Here is a 24,733-nt window from a genome sequence, read left to right on the forward strand (position 1 = left end):
ACATGTGCGACGGTCAGCTTCGATAACCCCGCAGCTTCCGGTACAGCGTGGCCCGGGCGATGCCCAGGGACGCCGCCGTACGGGCCTTGTTGCCGCCGTTGCGCTGGAGGGCCTCCAGGATGGCGGAGCGCTCGGCGTGCTCCATGGGGCTGAGGCGCCGGGTCGCGGGGCCCTCGCGCACGGGGTCCGGCAGTTCGGTGCGTCGGACGGGGCCGGAGGCCCGTCGGTGTTCGGTCAACGCCCGTACGAGATGGACGAGTTCGGTGACGTTGCCGGGCCACGGATGCCGTTCCAGGGCGCGCAGGGCGTCCAGTGTCCAGGTGAGCGGGGGCTGCCCGGGGACCGGCTTCGGAGCAAGGGCGGTCAGCAACTCCCTTATGTCCTCGGGTCGTTCACGCAGCGCGGGGAGGGTGACCGAGCGGGCTGCCAGGGTGTCCAGGAGCCGTTGGAGGCAGGGGCCCGGCGCTGCTCCGGGGGTGTAGGTGGCCAACAGGGGTGTGCCCGGATGCGTTTCGAGGAGTGAGTTGAGGGTCGCGGTGTCGGGCTGTGCGAGGCGTTCCACATGGCGGATGAGGAGCGCGTGGCCCTCCCTCAACACGTCGATGGAGGAGCCGAGTTCGCCCTCCGCCGCGTCGACGACCAGCAGTTCGGGGGCCAGTTCGTGTGCGAGCGCGGTCTTTCCGGTGCCGCGTTCGCCGACGAGCAGCAGCGGCTCGGACGACCGGGCCAGCTCCGTCGCACGGCCGACCGCGTGCCGCCACGGCACCGAGTGTCCGGCGAGTGTGACGACACCCCGCCCGACCGGCACGGCGGCGCCGGCTCCCAGCGGCTCCAGCACGGCGACCGCGCCGATGACCGACCCCTGGTGCGGCACCAGGGCGACCGTCGCGGAAAACCTCGCCCCGTCCGGCAGCCGGATGCGGTACGCGTGCGAAGCCACGTCGGTCACGGACACCGCTTCAGCCGCCGTTTCAGCTGCGATTTCAGTCACCGCTTCAGCCGCCGCTTCAGCCACCGTTTCGGGTCCCGGCGTGGAATCGGCTCCGGTCGTACCCGAGACGCGACGGAACACGGCTTCCGCTTCCGTTCCCGGCTCACCGTCCGGCTCGGCCGTACCCGAGACCGTGTCGGACACCGCTTCGGGTGCCGACTCGGCGTCACGCCCGGCCGTCGTACCCGAGCAGCCAACGCCTTCGGGCCTCCCCTCGCCGTCCGCGTCCCGCAGCAGCGCGACCACGCTCCGCTCCAGGGCGTCCAGCCCCTCCGGTGACAACAGTCGCCCCGCGGCCTCGCTGACCAGACGGTTGCGGCCGTCCAGGGCGACGACGGCCTGCCCCTGCTCCCGCGCGGCCCGCAGATACGCGTCCAGCAGGACCCGCTCGGCCGGTTGTGACCGTGCCAGGAGCTCCGCCTCGACGGCACCGGCCGCGGCCTCGGCGAGGGAGGCCCACGGATGCGGAGCGCACTCGGCGCAGAGACCGGAGGTGACGGTGACGGTGACCGTGCCCAGGGTCCGCCCGGTCTCGGGCGCGAGCACGGGCACGCTGACCGCGGACACGTCCTGCCACAGATCGAGGAAGTGCTCCGGGCCGTGCACCTCGGCGCGGCGGCGGGTACGCAACGCGAGCGCCGCGCTGTTGTTGCCGACCACCTGCTCGGAGAGGTCCTCGCAACAGGGGGCGCCCGGCGCGCACCCGGTCGCCCACAGGACGCGCAGCCGCTCGTCGGTCAGCAGGAGTGCCGTCCGCCCGGTGCCGACGGCGGGAGCGAGCCGTTCGAGCACCGGCCGGGCCGCCGCCAACAGGGCGGACGCGTCCGGTCGTACGGCATCGCGGGGTGTGTCGGAGGAGGCCTGGTGCGGCGCGGCGGTCGCGGAGCCCGGCAGGTCGTGTCGTACGCCGAAGAACCGGGCACGCCGCCAGGCGGCGACGACCTCCTCCGGTACGCCCTCCGGCAGTCGGCGTCCTTCGAGGAACAACTCACGGGCCCTGCGCAGCGACGCCGGGGCAGGGTGGACGGGGAGACGCTCTGCGGTGGTCACGACACCACTCACCGTACCCGGCGAGGTTGAAGAAGCAACGACCACCCCGGGAGCCGTCGGCGGGCCGGTGAGCCCGCATCCACCCGTCCGCTTGAACGGGCCCCGTCCGCTTGAACGGGCCCGGCCCCGGCGCCGTATCCCGTACGACGCCCGCCCGGCAAACGGCGCGCACTGTCTCTTACCGTGCGCACTGTCTCTTATTGAGACACCCACGCTCCCGCGCGGCCCTCCATGATCTTGAACGGTCGGTGCCTGTTCTCATCCCTGGAGCGTCTGCCGTGCACACCGTCGAGCCGGATGTCGTGACCGATGTACTGATCGTGGGCAGTGGCCCCGCGGGCGCCTCCGCCGCGCTCGCCCTGAGCACGTACGGCGTCCCGAACATCGTGGTCACCCGCTACGCGCGTCTCGCCGACACGCCCCGGGCGCACATCACCAACCAGCGCACCATGGAGGTGCTGCGCGACCTCGGCGTCGAGGCCGAGGTCGTCGCGCAGGCCACGCCGCAGCGGCTGATGGGCGACACGACCTTCTGCACCAGCCTCGCGGGGGAGGAGCTGGGCCGGGTCCGCTCCTGGGGCAACGATCCGCTCGTCCAGGCCGCGCACGAACTGGCCAGTCCCACCCGTATGTGCGACATGCCGCAGCACCTCATGGAGCCCGTGCTCGTCGACGCGGCCGTCGCACGCGGCACCCAGCTGCGCTTCAGCACGGTCTACAAGTCCTTCGTCCAGGACGACGAGGGCGTCACGGTCACCGTCGAGGACCGGCTGCGCGGCGACGAGTACACCATCCGCGCCAAGTACCTCATCGGCGCCGACGGCGGCCGCTCCCAGGTCGCCGAGGACGCCGGGCTGCCGATGGGCGGCCAGATGGGCGTGGCCGGCAGCATCAACATCGTCTTCGACATGGACCTGTCCAAGTACACCGCGCACCGGCCGTCCACCCTCTACTGGGTGCTGGCCCCCGGCGCCACCGTCGGCGGCATCGGGGCGGGCCTGGTGCGGTGCGTGCGGCCCTGGAACGAGTGGCTGATCGTCTGGGGCTACGACGTCACCGCGGGCGCCCCCGACCTGACCACCGAGTACGCCGAGTCGATCGTCCGCAGGCTGGTCGGCGACGACGAGATCCCGGTGACCATCAAGTCGTCCGCGGCCTGGACCGTCAACGAGATGTACGCGGAGACCTACGCGAACGGGCGGGTCTTCTGCGCCGGCGACGCCACGCACCGCCACCCGCCGTCCAACGGCCTCGGCTCCAACACCTCCATCCAGGACGCCTACAACCTGGCCTGGAAACTCAAGCTCGTCCTCGACGGCACGGCGGCTCCCAAGCTGCTCGACACCTACACCACCGAACGCGCCCCGATCGGCAGGCAGATCGTCACCCGCGCCAACAAGTCCATCGGCGAGACCGCCCCCGTCTTCGAGGCGCTCGACGGGCTCTCCCCGCAGACCCCCGAGCAGCTGTGGGCCAACATCGCCGCCCGCAAGGACGACACCGAGGCCGCCGAGAAACAGCGGGCCAGGCTCCGCGAGGCGATCGCGTTCAAGGTGTACGAGTTCAACGCGCACGGCGTCGACCTCAACCAGCGGTACGTGTCGGAGGCGATCGTCCCCGACGGCACGCCCGACCCCGGCTTCGACCGCGACCCCGAGCTGTACCACCAGCCCACCTCCCGCCCCGGCGCCAGACTCCCGCACGCCTGGATCACCTCGGGCACCCGCACCCTGTCCACCCTCGACACCGTCGGCCGGGGCCGCTTCACCCTGCTCACCGGCATCGGCGGCGCCGACTGGATCCGGGCCGCCGGGGCCCAGGACCTGGAGATCGCCACCGCCGTCATCGGCCCCGGCCAGGAGTACGAGGACCCGTACGGCGACTGGGCACGGCTCAGCGAGGTGGCGGACGGCGGAGCCCTCCTCGTACGGCCGGACGGGTACGTCGCCTTCCGCCACGCGACGGCGACCGCGTCCCCGGAGGAGGCCGAGCGGTTGCTGACCGGGGCGGTGCGGCGGATCCTCGGCCATGGCTGACCGGAAGGGCCCCCAGACATGACCACCGAATTCACCACCCGTCTCACCGAGGCGGTCGTCGACAGCCTCGACGGCACGGCCGACCCGCGCCTGCGCGAGCTGCTCGCCGCTCTCACCCGCCACCTCCACGCCTTCGTCCGGGAGACCGAGCCCACGATGGCGGAGTGGGAGCGGGCGATCGACTTCCTCACGGCGACCGGACAGACCTGCACGGACACCCGGCAGGAGTTCGTCCTCCTCTCGGACGTCCTCGGCGTCTCGATGCTCGTCGAGACGATCAACAGCGACGAGCGCGCAGGCGTGACGGAGTCGACGGTCCTCGGGCCGTTCCACATGACCGAGTCCCCGGCCCGGGAACTCGGCGCGGACATCGACCTGGTCGGCGGCGGCGAGCCCTGCGTGGTCAGCGGGCGCGTACTGTCCCGGGACGGCACCGCACTGCCCGGCGCGGTCCTCGACGTCTGGCAGGCGAACGCCGAGGGCTACTACGACGTCCAGCAGCCCGACGTCCAGCCGGCGGGCAACGGCCGGGGACTGTTCACGGCGGACGCCGAGGGCCGCTTCTGGTTCCGCACCTGCGTGCCGAGCCCGTACCCCATCCCCACGGACGGCCCCGTCGGTGACCTGCTCCGGGCGACGGCCCGGCACCCCTACCGCCCGGCCCACATCCACTTCATCGCCTCGGCCGAGGGACACACTCCCGTCACCACCCACATCTTCGTGGCCGGCAGCGACCACCTCGACTCGGACGCGGTCTTCGCGGTCAAGGACAGCCTCGTCCAGGACTTCACGGAGACCGACGATCCTTCCCTGGCACGGCGGTTCGGCATCCCGAACCCCTTCCGCCACGCCCGCTTCGACCTCGTACTCAACGCGGCCGGCCCACTCGAACCGCACAACTCGGGGCGGTCGTGATGGAGTTCGTGTACGAGGCCCAGCCCATGCGGGTCGTCATGCGTCCCGGCGCGGCGGTGACGGCGGTGCCGGGGGAGGCCGAACGGCTGGGACTGCGGCGGCTGTTGGTGGTGTGCGGACCGAGGGGGGCCGAGACGGCCCGGGCTGTCGCGGACTCACTCGGTGACCTGTGTGCCGGACTGTTCGCGGAGGCTCGCCAGCACGTACCGGTGGAGGTGGCGGACCGAGCGGTGCGAGCGGCGCGGTCCGTGGACGCGGACGGCTGCGTGGCCGTCGGCGGGGGCTCGGCGATCGGGCTGGGCAAGGCGATCGCGCTCCGCACCGAACTGCCGTTGATCGCCGTGCCGTCGACGTACTCCGGCTCCGAGATGACCCCGGTCTGGGGCCTGACCGAGCACGGCGCCAAGCGCACCGGCCGCGCTCCTGCGGTCCTGCCGCGCAGTGTCGTCTACGACCCCGAACTCACCCTCTCCCTCCCGGTGCCCCTCTCCGTGACCAGCGGCATCAACGCGGTCGCCCACGCCGCCGAGGCCCTGTACGCGCCGGACGCCTCGCCGCTGGTGTCGCTGACGGCACAGGAGGGCGCCCGGGCCATGGCGGGCGCACTGCCCGGTGTGGCGGCTGGCCCGGGGGACCTGGAGGCGCGCGGCCGTGCCCTCTACGGTGCCTGGCTCTGCGGTGCCGCGCTCGGCGCGACCACCATGGGCCTGCACCACAAGCTGTGCCACGTCCTCGGCGGCACCTTCGGCCTCCCCCACGCCGAGACCCACACGGTCGTCCTCCCGTACGCCCTCGCCTACAACGCCCCGGCCGCCCCCGACGCCCTGGCGGCACTCGGCCGAGCCCTCGCCACCGACCACGCCGCCCAGGCCCTGTGGGACCTGTCGGGCACCCTCGGCGCGCCCCGATCGCTGGCCGAACTCGGCCTCACACAGGCCGACTTGGCGGCGGCCGCAGTCGAGGTGGCGGGGCAGGCGTACCCCAACCCGCGCGAGATCACCGCGGCGGACGCCCTGGAGGTCCTGCGGGCGGCGTACGGCGGCGACCGGCCTCCGGCGTGGTCCTGAGCGACGCGAACGGAAGACGCGAACGGAAGACGCGAACGAGGACGCGAACCGAGAACGAGGACGTGAACCGACGGCGCGAACCGACCACGCGAAGAGAAGACGAGAACCGAAAGGTGAACACCATGCCCCTCGGACTGCTCCGGCGGCGATTCAGGAATGCCCCCGGAGGCGCCGCGGGCGCCACGATTCCGGTCCCGGACGGCGCGGGTGTCGTCCTCCGCGAAGTACTGGACCCGGTGAACCAACCCATGGGCGCGGCCGATGTGATCGTGACGGAACTGCGCAGCCACCGCGTCGCGGCCCGCGGCGCCACGGACCCGTACGGCTTCTTCATGGCCGTGCTGCCGCCGGGCGCCTACAGCATGCTGATCATGGCCGAGGGACTGGAACCGCACCGCGAGACGGTCGAGATCGTCGCGGACGCCGGTGTCTCCCGGGAGCGGGTGTGGCTCCAGTCGGCCCGCGCCCTCGAACTCCCGCCCCCCGGGACCTGGCTCTTCGACCCGCCGCACACCGCGATCCGCTTCATCGCCAAGCACGTCGGAATGGCCCATGTGCACGGCCGTTTCGAACGCTTCGAGGGCGGCCTCGCGGTCGCCCAGGACATGACCCGGTCCCGCGTCCAGGTGCGCATCGACGCGTCCAGCATCAACACCGGCAACAACACCCGCGACACACACCTGCGCTCCGCCGACTTCCTCGACGTCGAACGCTTCCCGTACATCGACTTCACCAGCACCCGCTTCGCCTACCGCGGCGGCAGCAAGTGGACCCTCCAGGGCAGCCTCACCATGCACGGCGTCAGCCGCTCCGTGTCCCTGGACACCACCTACCTCGGCACCGTCAACGGCGGCTACGGCGAGGAACTCCGCTGCGCCGCCCTCGCCAAGTCCGAACTCCACCGCGAGGACTACACCCTCAACTGGCGTTCCATGCTCGCCCGTGGCATCGCGGTCGTCGGCCCGACCATTCAGCTGGAACTGGACGTCCAGGCGATGTACCGCACGCACGACACACCCACGCCGCCGGAGTAGCGGGCAAAGTCCGCGCGATATCCGCTCAATCCCCCTGTCCAAAACCGGTCGGCCATTTCCTGTCATCCACTGCCGAGAACTCGACGGTCATGTATGCCCATTGGGCTACGTGGCAAGGAATGGCCGAGGGGGCTCCCTGACGCTCCCGAGGGAATACATCCGAGCGGGGCAGCTTCGCCGCGCCCATCGGCTCTCAGGGAGGCGGCAAGGCATGGACGCGCCTCGGAACAGCCACATCAGTACAGAGCTGGCCGACATCCGCGAAGTGTCGCCGGCTCTGCTGGAGGCGGAGGCCGGCAAGGACATGGCGTTCGGCCAGGCCGTACGGCGGCCCTGCTGGCCTCCCGCCCCCTCGCGTCCATCTCCTGCTGCCGCACGGCACTTGGGACACCCCACCCCCTGGACTCGCGGATCGGTGGCACCGGATACCCCCGCCCCGCCGGTGACCGCCCAGGGAACGCCGGCCTGCCCGGGGAAGGCGCCGTACGCCGACTGGCTGCGGCGGGTCTTCGACCGTTGGTACGACGCCCCCGCACGGGAAACGGGAAACGGGAGTCCGGCTCTTCGAAGAGCTGATGGTGGGCGTTCTCGGGAGCTCGATGCGCACCGAGTCCGTGGGGCCGGCCCCGGCGACGCCGGCCGTCATCGAGACCGACGGTTCCATCGAGCAGTCCGACTCCCTCAAGGTCGCGTACGAAGGCGCGCCGGAGACGGGACTCGACGTCTTCCGCCACAGCCTCGACGACGTTCTCGACGAGCCACTGATCCGTCAACGGCAGGCGGGCGCGGACGGGTTGGGGCCCGCCTGCGGGCGCTGCCCGCTGGTCGCCGTGTGCGGGGGTGGGCTCTTCGCCCACCGGTACGCCGCCGGGAGCGGCTTCCGTAACCCGTCCGGTCTACTGCGCCGACCTGGCCCCGCTCATCCTGCACATCCGGGCCCGGGTCCGGGCCGATCTCGCCGTACCACCGCAGGGCCTGCCCGAACTGGACGTCAGGGGTACGTAGGGTAGGGTTTACCTGCGCGTTCACACACGACATCGTGGACAGCGCGACGGGACGTGGCGCAGCTTGGTAGCGCACTTGACTGGGGGTCAAGGGGTCGCAGGTTCAAATCCTGTCGTCCCGACTTGCGGAGCAGCAGGTTGGAAGCCGTATCGGTGCATGCCGGTACGGCTTTTTCGTCGGTCGCCACGGCCGGGCGCGTCTCGGTGGAGCGACGCTCTCAGGATCTGGTCGGAATCGGAATCGGAATCGGAATCGGGATCGGGGTCGGCGTCGGGGTCGGGGTCGGGGTCGGGGTCGGGGTCGCGCTCGTGCCGGGGGAGGGGGAGCCGTTGTACGCGCGCTCGCAGTACGGCCAGTCGTCGAAGTCGCCCGCGCGTTTCCACAGGCGGTGGGCCGCCTGGATGTTCCACTCAGGATCCAGTGCCTTGCGCTGGGTTCCGCCGAGCTTGCCCAGCCGGGCGTCGGAGATCTGGATGGCCACCACCCGGGCCGCCGCGAGTGGGACGTACAGCGGGCTCGCGTACGTCTACGGTGGCGACACCTACCGACGGGGACGGTGTCACGAGGCTCGCCGGCTACAACTACCACACCTGCTCCTGACACCACGCGCCCGCCACCGGCGGCGCGTCACGCGGCCGACGCTCCGTGCATGCCTCTCCACGGCCACGGGGAGGGGCATGCGCGGTGGCCGTTCCCGCCGCGCTCAGCCACCGCCGTCGAGGTCGGCCCGTCGGCGCAGCACGCTCAGCTCGTGGCCGAGGAGCCGCATCTCGTAGAGCTTGCCGCGCGCGTTCTCGAAGGGGCGGTGGAGGATCAGCATCAGGCGTCCGTCGAAGGTGTGGAAGAGCATGCCGTGGCCGCTGTCCTCCCGGACCAGGGGCCGCTGTTGCTCCCACGGCCCCGTCAGGTCGCCGGACCTGGAGACCGCGTAGGTCTGCACATAGCCGCCGCTGACGGTGCCGTCGTCGCCGGCCACGTTCTTCTCGTACGTCGACCACAGCATGAGCAGGGAGCCGTCGGGCGTGCGGTACAGCTGGGGGCCGTCGGTGATGTAGGGCGCGAGCTGGTGCGGCACCCCGGCGGGGATCTGCTCGGTGAGCCAGTTCGCGTCCGAGGCCTTGAACAGGAAGACCGGGTCGCCGATGGTCCGGGTCAGGTCCGGGGCCAGCCGGATCGCCTCCATGGTTCCGTCGACGGTCTGCAGCCACTCGTGCGCGTACACCATCCAGGGCTGCCCGGACGGATCGACGTGGAGGGTGCCGTCGAGGGTCATGAGGTTCTCGGGCGGAGTGGGGCGTGCGGGGTCCACGACGGTGAAGGGGCCCAACAGCGAGTCGGAGACGGCCGTGATCGTGCCGCGCATGTGGTTCGGGAGCTGGAAGGGCGAGCCCCACCTGTTGGCCGGCGGTACCTTGAGCGGCTTGTCCTGGTCGTGCAGCGTGGTGAACAGGTAGTGCTTGCCGTCCCAGGAGTGCACCTCCGGCGCCCACGCCCCGTCGGTCGCCCAGATCCCCTGCTGCTCGGCCGTCCGGAAGACCACGACCGGGCGCGTCCAGTCCCGCAGGTCGGCGCTGCGGTAGACCATCGTGCCGGTGCCGTCCACGCCCGAGACGGTCGGGTCGTTGGACGTGTAGAGGTAGTAGGTGCGGGTCTCGTCGTCGGCGACTATGAACGGATCATGCAGCGGCATGTCGGGGAGCCGCATGTCGGGTAGCCGTATCGGTTCGGTCTCGGTCACCGTCGAAGAATAGTGAGCGAAGAGCGTTGACTTCGCGTGCACTTCAAGTTGAAGACTGCCGTTCAGGCCCGGGAGCCGGGCGGAACGGGAGGCAACGGCATGAAGTACCGCACGATGGGCAGTGACCCGGCGACCCGTCGCGAGGTGAGCGTGCTCGCGCTCGGCGCGATGCTGTTCGGCTCGCGGACGGACGAGAGGACCTCCTTCGCGATACTCGACCGCTACGTCGAATCGGGCGGGAACTTCATCGACACGTCCGACAACTACGCCTTCTGGCTCGACGCGGGGCAGGGCGGCCAGAGCGAGGAACTGCTCGGACGGTGGCGGCGCAGCCGGGGCGTCGGGGACGAGATCGTCATGGCCACCAAGCTCGGTGCCCGGCCCCTCGCGCCCGGCACCAGCTATGTCGACAACGCCGAGGGGCTGTCGGCGAAGGTGATCCGGGAGTCGGCGGAGCGCAGCCGCGAGCGGCTCGGGGTGGAGCGGCTCGACCTGCTCTACGCGCACATCGAGGACCGTACGGTGTCGGCGCGGGAGACCGTCGAGGGGTTCGCGGAACTCGTCGCGGAGGGCACGGTCGGACTGCTCGGCGTGAGCAACCACGCCGTGTGGCGGGTGGAGCGGGCCCGCGCCCTCGCCGCCGCGGCCGGGCTGCCCGGCTACGAGGTGCTCCAGTACCACCACAGCTATCTGCGTCCGCGCACCGACGTCCCGAGCGACCTCTGGGCGGACGGCACCCTGGGCGCGGCCACGGCGGACCTGCTGAGCTACCTGGAGGCGGAGCCCGACCTCACCCTGGTCGCCTACTCCCCGCTGCTCAAGGGCGGGTACGTACGGCCGGCGGAGCTGCCCTCCGACTACGACCACCCGGGCACCCCCGCCCGGACGAAGGTGCTGGGCGAGGTGGCGCGGGAGACCGGGGCCACCGTCAACCAGGTGGTCCTCGCCTGGCAGTTGGGCGGGCGGTTCCCGATCGTTCCGCTGGCCGGGGTGTCGTCGGTGGCGCAACTGGAGGAGAACCTGGGTGCGGTGGAGCTGGAGCTGACGGAGGATCAGCGGGCCAGGCTGGACGCCGCGCACTGAACCGCGCGGGTCCGGCGCGCCCGCGCTCGGGTCAGGCCTGACCGACGTTCGTCGTGAGGAGCCGCAGCAACTGCTTGGTCATGGTGTGCTGTTCGGGCGTCAGCCCCATGGCCTCGCCGATGTCCACGGGGACGGTCCGGGCCCGCTCCTCGAGCTGGGCGCCGGACTCGGTGAGCCGGATGGCGACGGAGCGCTCGTCGTCCGTGCGGCGCTCGCGGCGGAGCAGGCCGCCGGCCTCCAGGCGCTTGAGCAGGGGGGAGAGGGTGCTGGACTCCAGCTGGAGCGCGGCGCCCAGGTCGCGTACGGAGATCGAGTCCTGTTCCCAGAGCGCGAGCATGACCAGGTACTGCGGATAGGTCAGCCCCAGCTCGTCGAGCAGCGGCCGGTAGCGGGCCGTGACCGCGCGCGAGGCGGCGTACAGGGCGAAACAGAGCTGGTCGTCCAGGAGCAGGCTGTGTCCCGGTGTCGCCGCCGGGTCCTGGGTCGTCCCGGTCGTGCTCGCGATGTCGCCGGCTGTGCTCACGGTGTCGCTCCTCGGTCCCGCGCTCTGGATGACGATCTCCCACCCTACCTTCGAGTCTCCTCGATTATATCGACCACATAATAATCGGACGTTAGATAGTCGGGCAATAATTAGTTGTGCACGACCTAGTCGCACGCTACTGTTGTGCTGTGCCGCCGACCCGGCGAACGACGCCGAACGAGCCTGCCCGCGGTACCGGATCCGAGGAGATCGCCATGTCCGAGACCACCACCGGCCCCCGTCCCGTCCTGGAACCCGCCGCCGCGGAGTTCGCGGCGGCGACCGCGAATCCGCCGTACCTCTTCGACCTCGGCCCGGTGGAGGGCCGTAAGACCGTCGACGAGGTGCAGTCGGGCGACATCGGGAAGCCGGCCGTGGACGAGGAATGGGTGACCGTGCCGGGCGGCCCCACCGGTGAGGTCAAGGCCCGTATCGTCCGCCCGGTGGGTGCCAAAGGTGTTCTTCCGGTGATCCTCTACATCCACGGGGCCGGCTGGGTCTTCGGCAACGCCCACACCCACGACCGGCTGGTGCGCGAGCTGGCCGTGGGCGCCCGGGCCGCGGTGGTCTTCCCCGAGTACGACCTCTCGCCCGAGGCCCGCTACCCGGTGGCCGTCGAGCAGAACTACGCGGTGGCCCGCTGGATCGTCGCCGAGGGCGCCGGCCACTACCTGGACGCCACCCGCATCGCCGTGGCCGGCGACTCCGTCGGCGGCAACATGGCCGCCGCGCTGACCCTGATGGCCAAGGAGCGGGGTGACGTCCCCCTGGTCCAGCAGGTGCTCTTCTACCCGGTCACCGACGCCGCCTTCGACACCGGTTCCTACCGCCAGTTCGGCGAGGGCTACTTCCTGCGGCGGGACGGCATGCAGTGGTTCTGGGACCAGTACACGACCAGTGAGAAGGAGCGCGCCGAGATCACCGTCTCACCGCTGCGCGCCACCCCCGGGCAGCTCAAGGGCCTGCCCCCGGCCCTGGTGATCACCGCCGAGGCCGATGTCCTGCGCGACGAGGGCGAGGCGTACGCCGCCAAACTGCGGGAGGCCGGGGTGCCGGTGACCGCCGTGCGCTACCAGGGCATCATCCACGACTTCGTCATGCTCGACGCCCTGCGGGGGACGCGTGCCGCCGAGGCCGCGATCGGCCAGGCGGTCGCCACCCTGCGCACGGCCCTCGGCACCGACTGACCGTACGACCCGGGGAAAAGCGCGCCGCCCCGGCCGGGAGTGATCCCGGCCGGGGCGGTGGTGTGCGGGCGCGCGGGCCCGCACGGGGTGTGTGGGGTCAGGCTCAGGCGAAGTTCGCCAGCGCCTCGTTCCACGTGGCCGACGGGCGCATGACCGCGGCGGCCTTGGCGGGGTCGGGCTGGTAGTAGCCGCCGATGTCGGCGGGCTTGCCCTGGACGGCGATCAGCTCGTCGACGATGGTCTGCTCGTTCGCCGAGAGGGTCTCGGCGAGCGGGGCGAAGGCCTTGGCCAGGTCGGCGTCGTCGGTCTGGGCGGCCAGCTCCTGGGCCCAGTACAGGGACAGGTAGAAGTGGCTGCCGCGGTTGTCGATGCCGCCGACGCGACGCGAGGGGGACTTGTCCTCGTTGAGGAAGGTCGCCGTGGCGCGGTCGAGGGTGTCGGCGAGGACCTTGGCGCGGGCGTTGCCGGTGACCGTCGCGTACTGCTCCAGGGACGGGACCAGGGCGAAGAACTCGCCCAGGGAGTCCCAGCGCAGGTAGTCCTCCTTGACCAGCTGCTGGACGTGCTTCGGGGCGGAGCCGCCCGCGCCCGTCTCGAACAGGCCGCCGCCCGCCATCAGCGGGACGACCGACAGCATCTTGGCGCTGGTGCCCAGCTCCAGGATCGGGAACAGGTCGGTGAGGTAGTCACGCAGCACGTTGCCGGTCACCGAGATCGTGTCCTCGCCGCGGCGGATGCGCTCCACCGACAGCTTGGTGGCCTCGACCGGGGCGAGGATACGGATGTCCAGGCCCTCGGTGTCGTGCTCCGCCAGGTACGCGTTGACCTTGGCGATCAGGTTGGCGTCGTGCGCGCGGGTCTCGTCCAGCCAGAACACCGCCGGGTCGCCGGTGGCGCGGGCGCGGGTGACGGCCAGCTTCACCCAGTCGCGGATCGGGGCGTCCTTGGTCTGGCAGGCGCGGAAGATGTCACCGGCGGAGACCGTCTGCTCCAGCACCACGTCGCCGGCCTGGTCGACGAGGCGGACCGTGCCGGTGACCGGGATCTCGAAGGTCTTGTCGTGGGAGCCGTACTCCTCGGCCTTCTGCGCCATGAGGCCGACGTTCGGGACCGAGCCCATCGTCGACGGGTCGTAGGCGCCGTTGGCGCGGCAGTCGTCGACGACGACCTGGTAGACACCGGAGTACGAGGAGTCCGGGAGCACCGCGAGGGTGTCGGCCTCCTGGCCGTCCGGGCCCCACATGTGGCCGGAGGTGCGGATCATGGCCGGCATCGAGGCGTCGACGATGACGTCGGACGGCACGTGCAGGTTGGTGATGCCCTTGTCGGAGTCGACCATCGCCAGCGCCGGGCCCTCGGCGAGCTCGGCGTCGAAGGAGGCCTTGATCTCGGCGCCCTCCGGCAGGGCCTCCAGGCCCTTGTGGATGCCGCCCAGACCGTCGTTCGGGGACAGACCGGCCGCGGCCAGCGTCTCGCCGTACTTCGCGAAGGTCTTCGGGAAGAAGGCGCGCACCACGTGACCGAAGACGATCGGGTCGGAGACCTTCATCATCGTGGCCTTGAGGTGCACCGAGAACAGCACGTCCTCGGCCTTGGCGCGGGCGACCTGCGCGGTCAGGAACTCGCGCAGCGGGGCGACGCGCATGACGGAGGCGTCGACGACCTCGCCGGCCAGGACCGGTACGGACTCGCGCAGTACGGTGGTCGAGCCGTCGTCGCCGACCAGCTCGATCTTCAGCGCGCCGTCCTCGGCGATGACCGCGGACTTCTCGGTGGAGCGGAAGTCGTCCTCACCCATGGTCGCGACGTTCGTCTTCGAGTCGGCGGACCAGGCGCCCATGCGGTGCGGGTGGTTCTTGGCGTAGTTCTTGACCGAGGCGGGGGCGCGGCGGTCGGAGTTGCCCTCACGCAGGACCGGGTTCACGGCGGAACCCTTGATCTTGTCGTAGCGGGCGCGGATCTCGCGCTCCTCGTCGGACTTCGGGTCGTCCGGGTAGTCCGGCAGCGCGTAGCCCTGGCTCTGCAGCTCGGCGACCGCGGCCTTCAGCTGCGGGATCGACGCCGAGATGTTCGGCAGCTTGATGATGTTCGCCGCGGGCGTCTTGGCCAGCTCGCCCAGCTCCGAGAGGGCGTCGGGGATGCGCTGGCCCTCCTCCAGGTACTCCGGGAAGACCGCGATGATGCGCCCGGCCAGCGAGATGTCACGGGTCTCGACGGAGACACCGGCCTGCGAGGCGTACGCCTTGATCACGGGCAGGAACGAGTGGGTCGCCAGGGCGGGCGCCTCGTCAGTGTGCGTGTAGATGATGGTCGAGTCAGTCACCGGGTGCTCCGCTCCACGTCTGCAACATTGCTCGACATCAAGATATCTCGTGACGGGGCCGGACTCGACAGGGGCCGGGGTGTGGGTGTGCGTGGCACCACGGATGTTCTTCGCCCCCGCCGTCCCATCCCCAGGGTCTGCGCGCCCCTTCGACCCCCGTCACGGACTCGGGGCTCCGCCCCGGACCCCGTTCGCGCAGTTCCCCGCGCCCCTGAAAAGGGGCGCGGGGAACTGCGCGAGAAGCCCCACCCACCCGCAGCCGAAGAACCGGCCCGCGCGGGGTCGAAGGGGCGGCAGACCCTGGGGAGGGGACGGGTAGGGGCGGCGGGGGCGAAAATCCTAGGGCGTGACCTCGACCGACGCCTCCCGCTGGTGCGGGATCTCCACGCCGGCCCCGCCGGTCTGGAGCGTGATCGCCCGCCGCGGCACCGGAACACTGATGCCCTCGGCCCGGTACCGCCTGTGCAGCCGCTTGATGAACTCGTGCTTGATCCGGTACTGGTCGCTGAACTCCCCGACCCCGAGGATCACGGTCATCCCGATGCGGGAGTCGCCGAAGGTGTGGAACCGCACGGCGGGCTCGTGGTCGGGGACCGCGCCCTCGACCTCCTTCATGGTCTCGGCGATGACCTCGTTGGTCACCCGCTCGACATGCTCCAGGTCGCTGTCGTAGCCGACACCCACCTGCACGAGCAGGGTCATGTCCTGCTCGGGCTGGTTGAAGTTGGTCATGTTCGTGCCGGCGAGCTGACCGTTGGGGATGATCACCAGGTTGTTGGAGAGTGACTTGATCGTCGTCTGCCGCCAGTTGATGTCGACGACATAGCCCTCCTCGCCGCTGCTCAGCTTGATGTAGTCGCCCGGCTGGACGGTCTTCGAGGCGAGGATGTGGATGCCCGCGAAGAGGTTGGCGAGGGTGTCCTGGAGGGCGAGGGCCACCGCGAGACCGCCGACGCCCAGTGCGGTGACCAGCGGGGCGACCGGAATGCCCAGCGTCTGCAGGATCACCAGACAGCCGATGGCGAGGACCGTGACCCGGGTGATGTTCACGAAGATCGTGACCGAGCCCGCGACCCCGGCCCGGGACTGGGCGAGCGTGCGCACCAGACCGGCGATCACCCTGGCCGCCGTGACCGTGGCGACGAGGATGAACAGCACCGTCAGGGACTGGTTCACGTTGTGCTGCACGGTCTTCGTCAGCGGCAGCACCGCCGCCGCGGCCGCCGCGCCGCCGACGAACGCGCTCCACGGCACCAGGGAGCGCAGCGTGTCGACGATGAAGTCGTCACCGCCCCAGCGGGTCTTCGTCGCGTGGCCGCCGAGCCACCGCAGCAGCAGCCGCAGCAGGAACGCGGCCAACAGGCCCGCGGCCAGAGTGATTCCGGCCACGAGGTAGTCGTCGAGGGTGAGGGCCCGGGTCATCGGTCGCCTCCCGAGGGACGGGGGGAGCGACCGGCGGGCCGTATGTCAGCTCCCGTGGGCCGTATGTGATGTGTCGTCACCTTGCCACCTGCTCGAATCCGGAATGCACGATCACGCCTGCCGGACGTGTGTACGACGTCGGGCGCGACCGCTCATCCTGCCGCATCCGTACGGCTGATCGGCACCGGACCTGCGTGGATCGGCCGACGACCGGCCCCGCGCCCACGGGAATGTCCGGATGTGCACCGCCGGGACGGCTCCCCCGCCCCGACGCCCGACTCCGAGGTCAGATCACCTTCAGCCGGACCAGCGCGCCGAGCGTCAACGCGCCCGGCAGCAGCGGCAGCCAGACCGTGATGATCCGGAACGCCAGCACCACCGCGGTCGCCACGGCCGCCGGACCGCCCGCCGCCACCAGGGCGACCACGAGCGCGGCCTCCACCGACCCGAACCCGCCCGGTGTCGGTACCAGGGCGACCGCGACCGTGGCGGCGAGATAGGCGAGCGCCATGTGCGTCACCGGGATGTCGAGCCCCAACGCCAGCCCCACGGTGACCAGTACGCCCGCCTGGAGCGCCGGGAACGCCAGCGAACCGCCCCAGAGCGCCAGGACCCGCGCCGGCCGCGCGTGCACCGAGCGGGCCTCGCCCAGCGCCGTGCGCACGAAGCCGAACACGGCCGTACGCAGCCGCCGTACGAGGAGAACCACGGCCACGCCCCCGCAGGCGACGGCGACGGCCGTGACCAGCAAGGGCGTTGACGCGCCGTCGGGGAGGAGGGGGCCCGGTCGCAGCGCCCGGGGGAACGCGAGCAGCAGGGCCAGCAGCAGGCCGACCCGGGCGACGGACTCCGCGAGCAGATACAGCGCGAGCGCCGCCGACGAACGGGACAGCGACACCCCGCACACCGTCATGAACCGCAGGTTCACCGCGCTCGCGCCCAGCCCGGTCGGCAGCAGGTGGTTCGCCGCGCCCGCCGCGAACTGGGTGGCCAGCAGCCGCCCCGCCGGCAGCCGCTCCACGAGCGCCCCCTGCCGGGTCACGGCCGCCGCGACCCAGGTCAGACAGGTGACGCCGATCGCCGCGACCAGCCAGGGCCACCGCGCGGTCGCGAGACGGGCGAAGCCCTCGACGAGCACGGAGCGGTGCCGCACGGCGACCACCAGGACCAGGACGAGGGGAAGCAGACAGAGGATCCGCCGCACCGGAACACACCGGCCGAGCCCCCGCCCCCGGCCGTCCCGCTCCGGGACCGGGCCCCGGCCCTCCGCCGCGCCCGGCTCCCGGCTTTCGCCCCGCTCCTGTGTCCGGCTCGCGGGCAGTCGTATCGCGCTCACACCGGGAGAGGTTCTCCGGGCCCGGCCAACGGGGGGTTGCGGGCGCGGGGCGGGCGGTTGACCGGGGAGCGGACTTCACCGCGCCCGGGCGTACGCCGTCTCGCGCCTTGACCTCAAGCTTGGTCGAGGTTCTAACGTCCTCCGCATGAGTATGGAGACCACCGCCTGGACCCAGCTGCAGGGTCTGATGACCGCCCGGCAGCAGAGCCGTCCCTTCGCCCGCGCGACGCTACGCCGTATCGGCGCCTTCGCCCGTCCACATCGTCGCCGTATCGCATGGTTCGTCGCCCTCAGTGTCGTCACCGCGCTGCTCGCCGTGGCGACGCCGGTGCTCGCGGGGCACGTCGTGGACGTGATCGTGTCGGACGGGGACGAGGCGGTCGTCGTCCGCCTTGCCGTGCTCATCGCCCTCATCGCGGTCGCCGAAGCGGCGCTCGGGCTGCTGGGCCGACGCCTGTCTGCGACGCTCGGTGAGGGACTCATCCTCGATCTGCGGACCGCCGTCTTCGATCATGTGCAGCGCATGCCGGTCGCGTTCTTCACACGTACTCGTACGGGAGCGCTCGTCAGTCGTCTCAACAACGACGTCATCGGCGCTCAACGGGCGTTCAGCAACACCCTGTCCGGAGTGGTGAGCAACCTGGTCACCCTGCTGCTCACCCTCGCCGTCATGCTGACCCTCTCCTGGCAGATCACCCTCCTCTCGCTCGTCCTGCTGCCCGTCTTCGTGATCCCCGCCCGGCGCATGGGCAGCCGTATGGCCCGGCTTCAGCGGGAGGCGGCCGACCTCAACGCGGCGATGGGCACCCGGATGACCGAGCGCTTCTCGGCGCCCGGCGCCACCCTGGTCAAGCTCTTCGGACGGCCCGACGACGAGTCCGCCGAGTTCGTCGAACGGGCCCGCCGGGTGCGGGACATCGGCGTCCGTACGGCGATGGCGCAGTCGGCGTTCATCACCGCCCTCACCCTCGTCTCGGCCCTCGCGCTCGCCCTGGTGTACGGCCTCGGCGGCTGGTTCGCGCTGCGCGGCACTCTGGAGGCGGGCGCGGTCGTGTCCCTGGCGCTGCTGCTGACCCGGCTGTACGCACCGCTGACCGCGCTGGCCGGCGCGCGCGTGGAGGTCATGAGCGCCCTGGTGAGCTTCGAGCGCGTCTTCGAGGTGCTGGACCTGAAGCCGCTCATCGAGGAGAAACCGGACGCCCGCGAGGTCCCCGAGGGCCCGGTGGCCGTGGAGTTCGACGACGTCCGCTTCGGCTACCCGTCCGCGGACAAGGTCTCCCTCGCCTCCCTGGAGGAGGTGGCCTCCCTCGACACCCGTGGCGGCACCGAGGTCCTGCACGGTGTCTCCTTCCGCGCCGAACCCGGCCAGACCGTCGCCCTCGTCGGCTCCTCCGGCGCCGGCAAGTCGACCGTCGCCCAACTGCTGCCCCGGCTGTACGACACGGACACGGGCACCGTGCGTATCGGCGGCGTCGACGTGCGCGACCTGAGCGCGGCGTCGCTGCGCGGCACCCTCGGCATGGTCACCCAGGACGGCCACCTCTTCCACGACACCGTCCGCGCCAACCTGCTCCTCGCCCGCCCCGGCGCCACGGACGACGATCTGTGGGACGTCCTGCGCCGGGCCCGCCTGGACGACCTCGTCCGCTCCCTGCCCGACGGCCTCGACACCGTCGTCGGCGAGCGCGGCTACCGCCTCTCCGGCGGCGAACGCCAGCGCATGACCATCGCCCGCCTGCTCCTGGCCCGCCAGCGCGTCGTCATCCTCGACGAGGCCACCGCCCACCTCGACAACACCTCGGAGGCCGCCGTCCAGGAGGCCCTCGCGGAGGCGCTGGAGGGCAGGACCGCCGTGGTCATCGCCCACCGCCTGTCGACCGTACGGACCGCCGACCAGATCCTCGTCGTCGAGGCCGGCCGGATCGTGGAACGCGGCCGGCACGAGGAACTGCTGGCGGCAGGCGGACGGTACGCGGAGCTGTACCGGACCCAGTTCGAGAAGTCGGGGACCGACGAGCCGGCGGTGGCAGCGCCGGTGGCGGCGGTGTAGGAGCCGAGCGGTCCCCGGGGTTCAGTGCTCGACGCCGGTTCCCGGGGTTCAGCCCTCGACGCCGGTCGCCGGGTGGGCGGCTCCGACCCCACCGGGCGCTACGCGCCGCCCACCCCTGAACCGTGGCCCCGGTTCACCGGCAGCTCGTACACCGCGAAGGCACGCCGGATGACGGGCTGGGCGACATTGCGCACCCGCACACCACCGCTCGTGATGCCGTGCTCGGTACCCAGATGGGCGTGGCCGTGGACGGCGAGGTCGGCGCCGGACTCGTCCATCGCCTCCGCCAGGAGGTAGCTGCCGAGGAAGGGGTAGATCTCCAGCGGCTCACCGACGAGTGTGTCCGGTACGGGGGCGAAGTGGGTGAGCGCGATACGGACCGCGCAGCCGTCCTCCGCCAACTCGTCGAGGGCGCGACGCAGTCCGTCCGCGAGCCCCCGGGTGTGACGGACGAAGGCCTTCATCTCGGGTTCGCCGAACTCGCTGCCGCTGCGCCCGGCGAAGCCGCCGCCGAACCCCTTCGTCCCGGCGACCCCGACCCGTACCCCGTCGACCCGGACGACGGTGCCCTCACCCTCCAGGACGGTCACGCCCGCGTCCCGCAGCACGGCCGTCACGTCCTCGGGGCGCTCGGCGTGGTGGTCGTGGTTCCCGAGGACGGCGATCACCGGCACCGGCAGCCCCGCCACCTCCTCGGCGACGACCCGGGCCTCCTCCGGTGTGCCGTGGCGGGTGAGGTCCCCGGCGAGCAGCAGCAGGTCGGCGTGGTCGGGCAGCGTGTCGAACGCCGGGCGGAGCAGACCTCGGCTGTCCGGCCCCAGATGGATGTCCCCGACGGCCGCGACCCGGATCACGACAACTCCTCGGAACGGTCCGGGGCGGTGACGTCGGCCAGCGCGATGTCCGCCCGGACGGCCACGCCCGGCAGTTCCTTCGCCGCGATCCGCAGGATCGCCTCGCGATCGGCCGCCGAGGACGCCGTGCCGGTGATGTGCACGGCGTCGCCGCGCGCCTCGATCCGCATCCCGAGCTCGGCCAGATCGCTCCGGGCGAGCCGCTCTTCGAGGTGGGCTATGCGGTACTCGGTGTGCGCCGACGCCGGCGGGCGGGAGGCGCCGCCGCCCGGTCCGGTCCGCGGTCCGTTCTCATGTTCTGTCTCATGTCCTGTCGCCATCGCCGGTCTCCTCCGGCTCGATCACATGAAGGCGCTCCAGCAGAAAGAGGAAGGCCGCGGGCATCGGTTCGGCTCCGCACTCGTGCCGCACCCGGCTCCAGTCGATCTTCTCGCGCAGGGTGCGGGCGATCGGCAGCACGGCACCGAAGTCGCAGTAGTGCTCGGAGAACGCCAGGAGCCGCCCGACGAGCAGATCCGTCGCCGCGAGCACGGGCATCCACACGGACTGGACCGACAGCACCTCCGCCCGGTCCAGCAGGTCGCGGCTGACCGGCGCCCGGGACGGCCGGAAGATCAGGTCGACCTCCTGGCCCTGGCTCCGGGTCTTCAGCAGCCAGTCCTCGGGCGGTTGGACCACCTTCAGCCCCGCGGCCTCCAGCGTGGAGGTGACCGCGTCGATGTCCTCCGGCAGCACACAGAAGTCGACGTCGTGCTGGAGCGTGCCCGGGCCGCCGTGGGCGTACACCGCGACGCCGCCCGCCAGCGCGAAGGAGTGCCCACCGGCCTTGAGCAGCGAAGCGACCTCCTTGGCCGCTTCGAGGATGGCCTGGGTCCGATCGGGAGGGAGCCCGTCGTCGTCCGGGCCGGCGAGATCGCCCATGCCTTCCACGATAGTGCGGCCCCGGCCGATGGCCAGACGTGCACCGCAGCTCACAGTGACCGGCGAGCGACCCTCAGTAGCGTGGGCAACAGCCCTTGACCTGCAAGAACGCAGGCAGGGAGCCTGGTTTTCGGGAGTGCCCCATGCCGCGCGTCACCAACGACGGATCGAGGACGCCCGCCGCGCCGACCGGGGTGGCGGCTACGCCGCCCACCAGGTGGAGGCACACGTGATCCTGCGCGAACTACGCACGCTGAGCCTCGCGATGCTGCCCGGCCGGGCGGGCCAGCGCGTCGACGGTCGCGGAGAACAGCCACGGCAGCCGCTGTGCCAGAGGAACCAGCGCCGCGCGAACCGGCGGCACCCGCGTCGCGCCGAGCAGCGCGTGGGTCAGCCAGCGGTAGCGCCGTGTGAGCTGCCGCCACTCCCGCTCGTAGCCCGTCACGTCACCGCTGGTGACGGCCCGGACGGCCGCCGGCGCCTGCGCGAGCGCCAGCGCGATGCCCTCACCGGTCAGCGCGTCGACGTAGCCGGCGGCATCGCCGACGAGCAGCACTCGGCCGGCGGTGCGCGCGCTCGTGTCCTGGCGGAGCGGGCCCGCCCCACGCACCGGTCCGGCGTGCCGGGCCCCGGCCAGCCGCTCCCGCAGCTCGGGGAAGTCGGCGAGGTGGTCGTCGAACGATCCGCGGGCCCCGGTGAGCACCGCGACGCCCACGAGGTCGCCGGCGACCGGGGTCACGTAGGCCTCCGCGCGGCGGGCCCAGTGCACCTCGACGTGGTCGCTCCAGGGGGCGAGCTCGTAGTGGCGCCGCAGCCCGTGCCGCGCGCGGGCCCGGCGCGGCCGGTCGAGGCCCAGGGCCCGGCGGATCGGCGAATGCAGGCCGTCGGCCGCGACGAGGTGGCCGGCCCGGGTGCCGTCGACCGACACACCGTCCTCGTCCTGCTGGACGTGGTGCGCCGTGCGCCGCTCGATCGGTACGCCCGCGGCCAGCACCGTCTCGCGCAGAGCCGCGTGCAGTGTCGTGCGGCGTACCCCCCGGCCCGGGCCCGCCCCGAAGTCGGCATCGACCCGGCGCGGTCCGGCGACGTAGCGGATGCCGCGCAGGTCGTGACCCGGCGGGCGCACACCGAGTGCCGTCAGGGCGGTGACGGCACCCGGCATCAGTCCCTCGCCGCAGGCCTTGTCGACGGTACCGGCGCGTCGCTCCCACACGGCGACGTCGAGCCCCGCCCGGGCCGCGTGCAGGGCCGTGGCCAGGCCCGCCGGCCCTCCGCCGACGACGAGCAGGTCCATGTGCGCCTCCTTCAGGCCAGTTGTGCCAGGGCGGTGTCCTCGGTGCGGATGCGAGTGGCGAGCAGGAACCCGTTCAGCGCGGTGAAGACGACCGCCGTGACCCAGGCCGAGTGCACCAGGGGCAGCGCGAGCCCCTCCGCGACGACGGCGACGTAGTTGGGGTGCGGGATCCAGCGGTAGGGGCCGCCCGTCACGCGCGCGGCACCCGGCACGACGATCACCCGGGTGTTCCACTGCCGTCCCAGGGTCGCGATGCACCACCAGCGCAACGCCTGCGAGGCCGCGACGAGGGCGAGCATGCCCCAGGCGAGGACCACTGCCGTGTCCGGTCGGCGCATCCACACCTCCACGACCGCGCCGACGAGCAGGCCGGTGTGCAGCACCACCATGAACGGGTAGTGCCCCCGCCCGGACTCCACGCCGCCCCGCGCGAGGCTGAGGGCGGCGTTGCGCCGGGACACGGCCAGCTCGGCGACCCGCTCCAGACCGACGGCCAGGACCAGGACGGTGAACAGAACCTCGCTGCTCACCGCTCACCACCCGGAGCGCGCAGGAGCACGAACTCCGAACAGAAGCCCGGGCCCATGGCGAGCATGAGCCCGTAGGAGCCGGGCGGGGGCGGACGGTCGGCGAGCGTGTCCGCCAGGACGTGCAGCACCGAGGATGAGGACAGGTTGCCGATCCGGCGCAGCGAGTCCCAGGTCATGCCCAGGGCGTCCCGCTCGACCCCGAGGGCGTCCTGCAGCGCTTCGAGGACCTTGGGGCCGCCGGGGTGCGCGACGTACCAGCCCAGGTCGTCGCGGGTCAGGCGGTGGTCGGCGAGGAAGCCGCGGACGTCGTCGCCGATGTGACGGCGCACCAGGTCGGGGACCGAGGGGTCGAGAACGATCCGCAGCCCGCCGGAGCCGACGTCCCAGCCCATCATGTGTTCCGAGTCGGGGTAGAGACGGCTGCGCGACGCGAGCACCTCGGGACGAGCCGGGTCGTCGGACTGGGCGAGCGCGTGCTCGGGTCCGACGGCGACCACCGCCGCGGCGCCGTCCCCGAACAGGCCGCTGGCCACGAGGTTGGCGGCCGAGGTGTCGTCGCGCTGCAGCGTGAGCGAGCACAGCTCGACCGACATCAGCACCGCGACCCCGTCCGGGCGGCCGCGCAGCAGGTCGTGCAGACGGGCGATACCGGCCACGCCCGCCACGCAGCCGAGGCCGACGAGGGGAAGGCGCACCACATCGGGCCGCAGCCCGATCTCCGCCGCGACGCGAGCCTCGAGGGAGGGGACGGCCAGGCCGGTCACCGTGCACGACACGATGTAGTCGACGTCGGCCGGTGTCAGGCCGACGCCCTTGAGCGCGTCGACGACCGCGCGAGCGCCCAGCTCGACGCCGGCCCGGATGAAGACGTCGTTCGCCTGGCCGAAGCTCTTGAGCCGGGGGTACTCCTCCAGCGGGAGCACGGTGTGCCGGGTCTCGACGCAGACGTTGCGGTGGAACCGTTCCACGATGCCGCGGTTGACCGTGTCCCCGACCAGCGTGGTGGTGAAGGACTCGGTGATCTCCTCCTGCCGATGGCGGTGCTCGGGCAGGGCGCCGCGAACGCTGAGGACGCGCATGGTCATGCTGGCTCCTGTGGTCGGCTGGGCGAGCGGGTGGGCGCGACGAGCGCCCGACCGAGGTCGAGCGCGACGGTCGGGGTGAGCCGACCCCGGGCGAGCCCGAGCCCGGCGAAGCCGTCGAGGACACGCCGGTCGGCGGCCGAGGCGCGCAGTCCGGCCCCCAGGCCCCGCGTGTTGCGGGCGGGGCGGGCAGGGTTGGCGGAGAGAACGGCGTGGCACGACCGGGCAGCGAAGTCCGCCAGGTCCAGGAGGGCGACGTGCGGCCTCGGCGCGGCGCACCTGGCCCAGGGCG

At 72.0% G+C, this 24,733-nt stretch carries 20 protein-coding genes and 1 tRNA gene; 8 read left to right on the forward strand and 13 right to left on the reverse strand.

Annotation, left to right across the window (positions count from 1 at the left end):
• Positions 1-13: 13 nt before the first annotated feature.
• A complete protein-coding gene (locus tag OG202_RS41905) occupies positions 14-2,041 on the reverse strand; it encodes a helix-turn-helix domain-containing protein (RefSeq protein ID WP_328224455.1) in 2,028 nt (675 codons plus the stop codon).
• A gap of 278 nt (positions 2,042-2,319) precedes the next feature.
• Here OG202_RS41905 and OG202_RS41910 point away from each other — a divergent pair, with 278 nt between their 5' ends.
• The 5 genes from OG202_RS41910 to OG202_RS41930 all read left to right on the forward strand — a co-directional run bounded on the left by OG202_RS41910 (position 2,320) and on the right by OG202_RS41930 (position 8,219).
• Complete coding sequence (locus OG202_RS41910; protein WP_326574476.1) at positions 2,320-4,077, forward strand: FAD-dependent oxidoreductase; 1,758 nt, start codon at positions 2,320-2,322, stop codon at positions 4,075-4,077.
• Between the two features lie 18 nt (positions 4,078-4,095).
• On the forward strand, positions 4,096-4,992 hold the full coding sequence (locus OG202_RS41915) for an intradiol ring-cleavage dioxygenase (RefSeq protein WP_327726729.1): 897 nt from the start codon (positions 4,096-4,098) through the stop codon (positions 4,990-4,992).
• Entirely contained in the window at positions 4,992-6,059 is a 1,068-nt protein-coding gene (locus OG202_RS41920; protein WP_328224456.1) for a maleylacetate reductase, read from the forward strand. Before OG202_RS41915 ends, OG202_RS41920 begins: the two co-directional genes overlap by 1 nt.
• 122 nt (positions 6,060-6,181) lie before the next feature.
• Positions 6,182-7,093: a YceI family protein gene (locus OG202_RS41925; protein ID WP_326574473.1), complete on the forward strand. Its 912-nt coding sequence runs from the start codon at positions 6,182-6,184 to the stop codon at positions 7,091-7,093.
• Between the two features lie 1,052 nt (positions 7,094-8,145).
• A tRNA-Pro gene (locus OG202_RS41930) sits at positions 8,146-8,219 on the forward strand.
• Positions 8,220-8,315: 96 nt separating this feature from the next.
• On the opposite strand, the gene OG202_RS41935 is transcribed toward OG202_RS41930, so the two are convergent.
• Positions 8,316-8,582 (reverse strand): hypothetical protein, encoded by a 267-nt coding sequence (locus tag OG202_RS41935; RefSeq protein WP_328224457.1) that lies wholly within the window; start codon positions 8,580-8,582, stop codon positions 8,316-8,318.
• A 219-nt stretch (positions 8,583-8,801) separates the two neighbouring features.
• Positions 8,802-9,836 carry a glycoside hydrolase family 43 protein gene (locus tag OG202_RS41940; RefSeq protein ID WP_328224458.1) on the reverse strand — a complete coding sequence of 345 codons (1,035 nt, stop codon included), beginning with the start codon at positions 9,834-9,836 and terminating at the stop codon, positions 8,802-8,804.
• A 99-nt stretch (positions 9,837-9,935) separates the two neighbouring features.
• Here OG202_RS41940 and OG202_RS41945 point away from each other — a divergent pair, with 99 nt between their 5' ends.
• Entirely contained in the window at positions 9,936-10,919 is a 984-nt protein-coding gene (locus OG202_RS41945) for an aldo/keto reductase (protein WP_328224459.1), read from the forward strand.
• 31 nt (positions 10,920-10,950) lie between these two features.
• Here OG202_RS41945 and OG202_RS41950 read toward each other — a convergent pair whose 3' ends face one another.
• On the reverse strand, positions 10,951-11,370 hold the full coding sequence (locus tag OG202_RS41950) for a MarR family winged helix-turn-helix transcriptional regulator (RefSeq protein WP_326585523.1): 420 nt from the start codon (positions 11,368-11,370) through the stop codon (positions 10,951-10,953).
• Positions 11,371-11,657: 287 nt separating this feature from the next.
• Here OG202_RS41950 and OG202_RS41955 point away from each other — a divergent pair, with 287 nt between their 5' ends.
• Positions 11,658-12,629, forward strand: a complete 972-nt coding sequence (locus OG202_RS41955) for an alpha/beta hydrolase (protein ID WP_326574468.1) — start codon at positions 11,658-11,660, stop codon at positions 12,627-12,629.
• 103 nt (positions 12,630-12,732) lie between these two features.
• Here OG202_RS41955 and OG202_RS41960 read toward each other — a convergent pair whose 3' ends face one another.
• The 3 genes from OG202_RS41960 to OG202_RS41970 form a co-directional block, all read right to left on the reverse strand.
• Complete coding sequence (locus OG202_RS41960; protein WP_326574467.1) at positions 12,733-14,952, reverse strand: NADP-dependent isocitrate dehydrogenase; 2,220 nt, start codon at positions 14,950-14,952, stop codon at positions 12,733-12,735.
• Between the two features lie 339 nt (positions 14,953-15,291).
• Complete coding sequence (locus OG202_RS41965; protein WP_326574466.1) at positions 15,292-16,374, reverse strand: mechanosensitive ion channel family protein; 1,083 nt, start codon at positions 16,372-16,374, stop codon at positions 15,292-15,294.
• Positions 16,375-16,660: 286 nt separating this feature from the next.
• On the reverse strand, positions 16,661-17,578 hold the full coding sequence (locus OG202_RS41970; RefSeq protein ID WP_328224785.1) for a lysylphosphatidylglycerol synthase transmembrane domain-containing protein: 918 nt from the start codon (positions 17,576-17,578) through the stop codon (positions 16,661-16,663).
• 283 nt (positions 17,579-17,861) lie between these two features.
• Between OG202_RS41970 and OG202_RS41975 the strand changes: the two genes are divergently transcribed.
• Positions 17,862-19,760: an ABC transporter ATP-binding protein gene (locus OG202_RS41975; protein WP_328224786.1), complete on the forward strand. Its 1,899-nt coding sequence runs from the start codon at positions 17,862-17,864 to the stop codon at positions 19,758-19,760.
• Positions 19,761-19,858: 98 nt separating this feature from the next.
• Here the strand turns inward: OG202_RS41975 and OG202_RS41980 are convergent, their stop codons facing one another.
• The 6 genes from OG202_RS41980 to OG202_RS42005 all read right to left on the reverse strand — a co-directional run bounded on the left by OG202_RS41980 (position 19,859) and on the right by OG202_RS42005 (position 24,444).
• Positions 19,859-20,614 carry a metallophosphoesterase family protein gene (locus OG202_RS41980; protein WP_327726725.1) on the reverse strand — a complete coding sequence of 252 codons (756 nt, stop codon included), beginning with the start codon at positions 20,612-20,614 and terminating at the stop codon, positions 19,859-19,861.
• Positions 20,611-20,934: a BON domain-containing protein gene (locus tag OG202_RS41985; protein ID WP_328224460.1), complete on the reverse strand. Its 324-nt coding sequence runs from the start codon at positions 20,932-20,934 to the stop codon at positions 20,611-20,613. Before OG202_RS41985 ends, OG202_RS41980 begins: the two co-directional genes overlap by 4 nt.
• On the reverse strand, positions 20,918-21,535 hold the full coding sequence (locus OG202_RS41990) for a nucleotidyltransferase family protein (RefSeq protein ID WP_326574463.1): 618 nt from the start codon (positions 21,533-21,535) through the stop codon (positions 20,918-20,920). The genes OG202_RS41985 and OG202_RS41990 overlap by 17 nt, the downstream gene beginning before the upstream one ends.
• Before the next feature lie 244 nt (positions 21,536-21,779).
• Positions 21,780-22,829: an NAD(P)/FAD-dependent oxidoreductase gene (locus OG202_RS41995; RefSeq protein WP_328224461.1), complete on the reverse strand. Its 1,050-nt coding sequence runs from the start codon at positions 22,827-22,829 to the stop codon at positions 21,780-21,782.
• 11 nt (positions 22,830-22,840) lie between these two features.
• Entirely contained in the window at positions 22,841-23,359 is a 519-nt protein-coding gene (locus OG202_RS42000) for an isoprenylcysteine carboxyl methyltransferase family protein (protein ID WP_326574461.1), read from the reverse strand.
• On the reverse strand, positions 23,356-24,444 hold the full coding sequence (locus tag OG202_RS42005; RefSeq protein ID WP_328224462.1) for a type III polyketide synthase: 1,089 nt from the start codon (positions 24,442-24,444) through the stop codon (positions 23,356-23,358). Before OG202_RS42005 ends, OG202_RS42000 begins: the two co-directional genes overlap by 4 nt.
• Between the last annotated feature and the right edge of the window lie 289 nt (positions 24,445-24,733).

This window comes from Streptomyces sp. NBC_00310 (genome assembly GCF_036208085.1).
Taxonomy (GTDB): Bacteria; Actinomycetota; Actinomycetes; order Streptomycetales; family Streptomycetaceae; genus Streptomyces.

Coding starts and splice junctions, on each gene's coding strand:
- OG202_RS41915 (WP_327726729.1), top strand. CDS start 4,096: ATGACCACCGAATTCACCACCCGTCTCACCGAGGCGGTCGTCGACAGC.
- OG202_RS41920 (WP_328224456.1), top strand. CDS start 4,992: ATGGAGTTCGTGTACGAGGCCCAGCCCATGCGGGTCGTCATGCGTCCC.
- OG202_RS41925 (WP_326574473.1), top strand. CDS start 6,182: ATGCCCCTCGGACTGCTCCGGCGGCGATTCAGGAATGCCCCCGGAGGC.
- OG202_RS41945 (WP_328224459.1), top strand. CDS start 9,936: ATGAAGTACCGCACGATGGGCAGTGACCCGGCGACCCGTCGCGAGGTG.
- OG202_RS41955 (WP_326574468.1), top strand. CDS start 11,658: ATGTCCGAGACCACCACCGGCCCCCGTCCCGTCCTGGAACCCGCCGCC.
- OG202_RS41965 (WP_326574466.1), bottom strand. CDS start 16,374: ATGACCCGGGCCCTCACCCTCGACGACTACCTCGTGGCCGGAATCACT.
- OG202_RS41975 (WP_328224786.1), top strand. CDS start 17,862: ATGGAGACCACCGCCTGGACCCAGCTGCAGGGTCTGATGACCGCCCGG.
- OG202_RS41985 (WP_328224460.1), bottom strand. CDS start 20,934: ATGGCGACAGGACATGAGACAGAACATGAGAACGGACCGCGGACCGGA.
- OG202_RS41990 (WP_326574463.1), bottom strand. CDS start 21,535: ATGGGCGATCTCGCCGGCCCGGACGACGACGGGCTCCCTCCCGATCGG.
- OG202_RS41995 (WP_328224461.1), bottom strand. CDS start 22,829: ATGGACCTGCTCGTCGTCGGCGGAGGGCCGGCGGGCCTGGCCACGGCC.
- OG202_RS42005 (WP_328224462.1), bottom strand. CDS start 24,444: ATGACCATGCGCGTCCTCAGCGTTCGCGGCGCCCTGCCCGAGCACCGC.